The following is a 5855-nucleotide window of genomic DNA, read 5'->3' as shown; positions in this document are numbered from 1 at the left end:
TAATAACTAACAATAAAAACTAACATAAGATTATATATAAAGTAAGAATAATAAGAGAATTAACAAGTCCGCAATGAGCTACTTTCCCCCTGCCAGTAAGGCGTAGTATCATCACCCACGATGTGCTTAGCTTCTTGGTTCGGGATGGAGCAAGGCGTCTCCACATCTGTATAATCACGGACATTGTTATTTAAATATTCTATTTAATATAGCATAATAAAAACAATCAATAAGATTTAAATATAAAAATCATTTTTATTTTAGCTTTCATCTTATTCTTATATTTAGATATTTTATTAAGCTAATCACTTTATTGTTTTAGAATACTTAAAAAACAATGTTAAGAGCAAGTTCTAATATAAACTTTACTTGTAAGATTTTATAAACTTAAGAACATAATCTTTATATAAATATTTCATATAAAAACACTCAAAGCTTTATTAAAAACCTTAACAAGGAAGTGATGCTTAAATAAGATAAGCCAAACGCTCTATTAGTACTGGTCAGCTAAAGGACTTTCATCCATTACACACCCAGCCTATCAAACTAGTAGTCTTCTAGAGAGCTTAGAGAAGATTCATCTTAGAGTTGGCTTCACGCTTAGATGCTTTCAGCGTTTATCCGTTCCAAACTTAGCTACGCTGCGATGCTCTTGGCAGAACAACAGCTACACCAGTGGTTTGTTCAACCCGGTCCTCTCGTACTAGGGTCAAATCTCTTCAATCTTCTTGCGCCCACGGCAGATAGGGACCGAACTGTCTCACGACGTTCTGAACCCAGCTCGCGTACCGCTTTAAATGGCGAACAGCCATACCCTTGGGACCTGCTCCAGCCCCAGGATGCGATGAGCCGACATCGAGGTGCCAAACCTCCCCGTCGATGTGAGCTCTTGGGGGAGATCAGCCTGTTATCCCCGGGGTACCTTTTATCCTTTGAGCGATGGCCCTTCCACACAGAACCACCGGATCACTAAGACCGACTTTCGTCTCTGCTTGACTTGTATGTCTTGCAGTTAAGCTGGCTTATACCTTTATACTCTACGAACGATTTCCAACCGTTCTGAGCCAACCTTTGTAAGCCTCCGTTATTATTTGGGAGGCGACCGCCCCAGTCAAACTACCCACCAGACATTGTCCCACTTGAGGATAACTCAAGCTGGTTAGCTACCCAAATAAGAAAGAGTGGTATCTCAACAACGGCTCATATACAACTGGCGTCATATACTCAAAGCCTCCCACCTATCCTGCACATTCTTATCCAAATAGCAGTGTCAAGCTGTAGTAAAGGTCCACGGGGTCTTTCCGTCTTGCCGCGGGTAGGAGGAATTTTCACCTCCACTACAATTTCACTGGATCCCTCTTTGAGACAGCTCCCATCTCGTTACGCCATTCATGCAGGTCGGTATTTAACCGACAAGGAATTTCGCTACCTTAGGACCGTTATAGTTACGGCCGCCGTTTACTCGGGCTTCGATCAAGAGCTTCGCTAATGCTAACCCCATCAATTAACCTTCGAGCACCGGGCAGGCGTCACACCCTATACATCCTCTTACGAGTTAGCAGAGTGCTGTGTTTTTGGTAAACAGTCGGGAGGGACTCTTTGTTGTAAGTTTCTTCGCTTTCGGAGTAAATCCTAATACGAAGCGAACCACACCTTATACCGAAGATACGGTGCTATTTTGCAGAGTTCCTTAAAGAGAGTTCTTCCACGCGCCTTAGAATACTCATCCCACCCACCTGTGTCGGTTTACGGTACGGGCAACATTAGCTAAACTTAGAAACTTTTCTTGGCTCGACGGCATCAGCAATTCTCCTCGCTGTCCGAAGACTTTGAAGAGCCTTTCAGTTCTCGGAGTATTGTTATACGGATTTGCCTATATAACCTCCTACGACCTTAGACTAGCACTTCCATCCGCTAGCTTGCTTAGCCCTAAGCGTCCTTCCATCGCACACTAATGTTGGTATTGGAATATTAACCAATTTGCCATCGTCTACCCCTTTCGGACTCGACTTAGGACCCGACTAACCCTACGATGACGAGCATCGCGTAGGAAACCTTGGGTTTACGGCGTTAATGATTCTCACATTAATTATCGCTACTCATGCCTGCATGCTCACTTCTATTCGCTCCAGCACTCCTTACCGGTATACCTTCGGCGCAAATAGAACGCTCTCCTACCACTTAGTAAAACTAAGTCTACAGCTTCGGTACTTACTTTAGCCCCGTTATATTTTCCGCGCAAAATCACTAGACCAGTGAGCTATTACGCTTTCTTTAAAGGATGGCTGCTTCTAAGCCAACCTCCTGGTTGTTTAAGTAACTTCACATCGTTTTCCACTTAAGTAAGATTTAGGGACCTTAGCTGGTAGTCTGGGTTGTTTCCCTCTTGACGACGGATTTTATCACTCGCCGCCTGACTGCTGTGATTACATATAAGGTATTCGGAGTTTGATAGGGTTTGGTACATTGGTGTATGCCCTAGCCCATTCAGTGCTCTACCCCCTTATACTACGACACAACGCTATACCTAAATATATTTCGGAGAGAACCAGCTATCACGAAGTTTGATTGGCCTTTCACCCCTATCCACAAGTCATCCGGGGGCTTTTCAACGCCTATCGGTTCAGTCCTCCACTAGTTCTTACACTAGCTTCAACTTGCTCATGGATAGATCACTTCGTTTCGGGTCTGCAGCATCTGACTTAAGCGCCCTATTCAGACTCGCTTTCGCTACGGCTTCGCGTGTGCTTAACCTTGCCAGACACCACAACTCGCAGGCTCATTATGCAAAAGGCAGTCCATCACACTGTATTGCTACATAGTGCTCTGAATGATTGTAAGCAAATGGTTTCAGGTTCTATTTCACTCTGATCACCTCAGTTCTTTTCACCTTTCCCTCACGGTACTTGTGCACTATCGGTCTGGTAGTAGTATTTAGGGTTGGATCGTGGTCGACCCAGCTTCAGACAGGATTCCTCGTGTCCCGCCCTACTCAGGATACTGCTAGCTAAGGTTTGGTTTTCGTATACGGGACTATCACCCTCTATGGCTACACTTTCCAGAGTGTTCTACTAACCTCACCTATTGCACATTGCAGTCCTACAACCCCCAGTGCAAGCACTGGGTTTGCCCTCTTGCGCTTTCGCTCGCCGCTACTGACGCAATCTCTATTGATTTCTTTTCCTGTAGGTACTAAGATGTTTCAATTCCCTACGTTCGCTCCATTATGGTAGTATATATCTCTATATACTGGGTTGCCCCATTCGGAAATCTACGGATCAAAGCTTCTTGACAGCTCCCCGTAGCTTATCGCAGTCTAGTACGTCCTTCATCGCCTTTACCAGCCAAGGCATCCACCATTCGCTCTTAATAGCTTACCTTTTAAATTCATTCTAAAACGCATCACTTCCTTGTTAAAGTTTTTATGATAAGACTTTACTATCTTAAGACGGAAAGCATTTAAACACCTAATAAAACTAAAAATATTAGTCTCACTAAGCTGTGAGTTTAAAACTTGTCTTTAACTAAAAGCTAAAGAAAAGATAGTTAGATTTTATCCTTTAACAAGTCCTGTAAAATTGTTTTTATTAAAACTTGCTTGTGACTCTTAACAATGATAATTCAAATAACATTAAATAATTAATCTAATATATAAAATATTCTATTATTTATTTAGCTTAGGTCTTAAAACCTAAAGAAAGTATATATAAAGAGTTTAAATAATTTAAAAACATAAGCAATAAAGTATTTTACTTTATTTACTGCTTTATTATTAGCTATATACTTGCTTTAAGTTTTAAAACTTTATTATATGATTGATAAACAAATCTTTTTTTATGGTGGGCCTAACAAGACTTGAACTTGTGACCTCACCCTTATCAGGGGTGCACTCTAACCAGCTGAGCTATAGGCCCTTAATAAATGGTGGAGAATAGCGGGATCGAACCGCTGACCTCCTGCGTGCAAAGCAGGCGCTCTCCCAGCTGAGCTAATTCCCCAAAATTAGCTTTTCATCAATCTTTGAAATCTAAACAAGGATGATTGAGTCTATATATGAACTGATAGTTGTGAGACTTATCAGTTTGTACTCTAGAAAGGAGGTGATCCAACCGCAGGTTCTCCTACGGTTACCTTGTTACGACTTCACCCCAGTCGCTGATTCCACTGTGGACGGTAACTAGTTTAGTATTCCGGCTTCGAGTGAAATCAACTCCCATGGTGTGACGGGCGGTGAGTACAAGACCCGGGAACGTATTCACCGTAGCATGGCTGATCTACGATTACTAGCGATTCCGGCTTCATGCTCTCGAGTTGCAGAGAACAATCCGAACTGGGACATATTTTATAGATTTGCTCCACCTCGCGGTATTGCGTCTCATTGTATATGCCATTGTAGCACGTGTGTCGCCCTGGGCATAAGGGCCATGATGACTTGACGTCGTCCACACCTTCCTCCTCCTTACGAAGGCAGTCTATTTAGAGTGCTCGGCCGAACCGTTAGCAACTAAATACGTGGGTTGCGCTCGTTGCGGGACTTAACCCAACATCTCACGACACGAGCTGACGACAGCCGTGCAGCACCTGTCTCTAAGTTCTAGCAAGCTAGCACCCTTTTATCTCTAAAAGGTTCTTAGGATATCAAGCCCAGGTAAGGTTCTTCGCGTATCTTCGAATTAAACCACATGCTCCACCGCTTGTGCGGGTCCCCGTCTATTCCTTTGAGTTTTAATCTTGCGACCGTACTCCCCAGGCGGTACACTTAATGCGTTAGCTGCATTACTGAGATGACTAGCACCCCAACAACTAGTGTACATCGTTTAGGGCGTGGACTACCAGGGTATCTAATCCTGTTTGCTCCCCACGCTTTCGCGCCTTAGCGTCAGTTAAGTTCCAGCAGATCGCCTTCGCAATGGGTATTCTTGGTGATATCTACGGATTTTACCCCTACACCACCAATTCCATCTGCCTCTCCCTCACTCTAGACTACCAGTTTCCCAAGCAGTTCAACGGTTAAGCCGTTGGATTTCACAAGAGACTTGATAATCCGCCTACGCGCCCTTTACGCCCAGTGATTCCGAGTAACGCTTGCACCCTCCGTATTACCGCGGCTGCTGGCACGGAGTTAGCCGGTGCTTATTCCTTAGGTACCGTCAGAATTCTTCCCTAAGAAAAGGAGTTTACGCTCCGAAAAGTGTCATCCTCCACGCGGCGTTGCTGCGTCAGGGTTTCCCCCATTGCGCAATATTCCCTACTGCTGCCTCCCGTAGGAGTCTGGACCGTGTCTCAGTTCCAGTGTGACTGATCATCCTCTCAGACCAGTTAAGCGTCATAGCCTTGGTGAGCCATTACCTCACCAACTAGCTGATACTATATAGTCTCATCCTACACCGAAAAAACTTTCCCTACTCAACTTGTGTTAAGCAGGAGTATAGAGTATTAGCAGTCGTTTCCAACTGTTGTCCTCTTGTGTAGGGCAGATTAACTATACCTTACTCACCCGTGCGCCACTAATCCACTTCTAGCAAGCTAAAAGCTTCATCGTTCGACTTGCATGTATTAGGCACGCCGCCAGCGTTCACTCTGAGCCAGGATCAAACTCTCCATAAAAAATAATTGGATAAGTTTAATCTTTTTCTTCAAAGAAAAAGTTGATTGTTAAGATTTAAAATAAATCTTTCTGGCTCAATCGATCACTTATTTAGATTTCAAAGATTGACTATAAGATTTGATTAACAATATTAATAATTTAAAGAACAAATACTAAAAAATTAAGACAAAAAAGTCTTAGCTTTTTAAAACCCTTTCGTTTAAAAAGGAAATGAAATTATAGCAATAAAAGCTTAAAGTTTTATTAA

General features: G+C 43.1%; 2 tRNA genes and 3 rRNA genes. All 5 read right to left on the bottom strand.

From position 1 onward, the window contains the following. Nucleotides 1-65: 65 nt before the first annotated feature. The 5 genes from rrf to L8X24_RS07785 all read right to left on the bottom strand — a co-directional run bounded on the left by rrf (nucleotide 66) and on the right by L8X24_RS07785 (nucleotide 5607). Nucleotides 66-182, bottom strand: a 5S ribosomal RNA gene (gene rrf, locus L8X24_RS07805). Between the two features lie 290 nt (nucleotides 183-472). Further along, a 23S ribosomal RNA gene (locus tag L8X24_RS07800) occupies nucleotides 473-3380 on the bottom strand. Between the two features lie 457 nt (nucleotides 3381-3837). Continuing rightward, nucleotides 3838-3914: transfer RNA gene (locus L8X24_RS07795), tRNA-Ile, on the bottom strand. Nucleotides 3915-3922: 8 nt separating this feature from the next. Further along, nucleotides 3923-3998: transfer RNA gene (locus L8X24_RS07790), tRNA-Ala, on the bottom strand. A 95-nt stretch (nucleotides 3999-4093) separates the two neighbouring features. Further along, nucleotides 4094-5607 (bottom strand): 16S ribosomal RNA (locus L8X24_RS07785). Together the 16S, 23S and 5S rRNA genes with 2 tRNA genes alongside form the textbook arrangement of a ribosomal RNA operon. Nucleotides 5608-5855: the final 248 nt, after the last annotated feature.

The organism is Campylobacter sp. CNRCH_2015_0814, from assembly GCF_025772765.1.
Lineage (GTDB): Bacteria > Campylobacterota > Campylobacteria > Campylobacterales > Campylobacteraceae > Campylobacter_D.
This window is presented reverse-complemented; position numbering and strand designations above follow the sequence as displayed.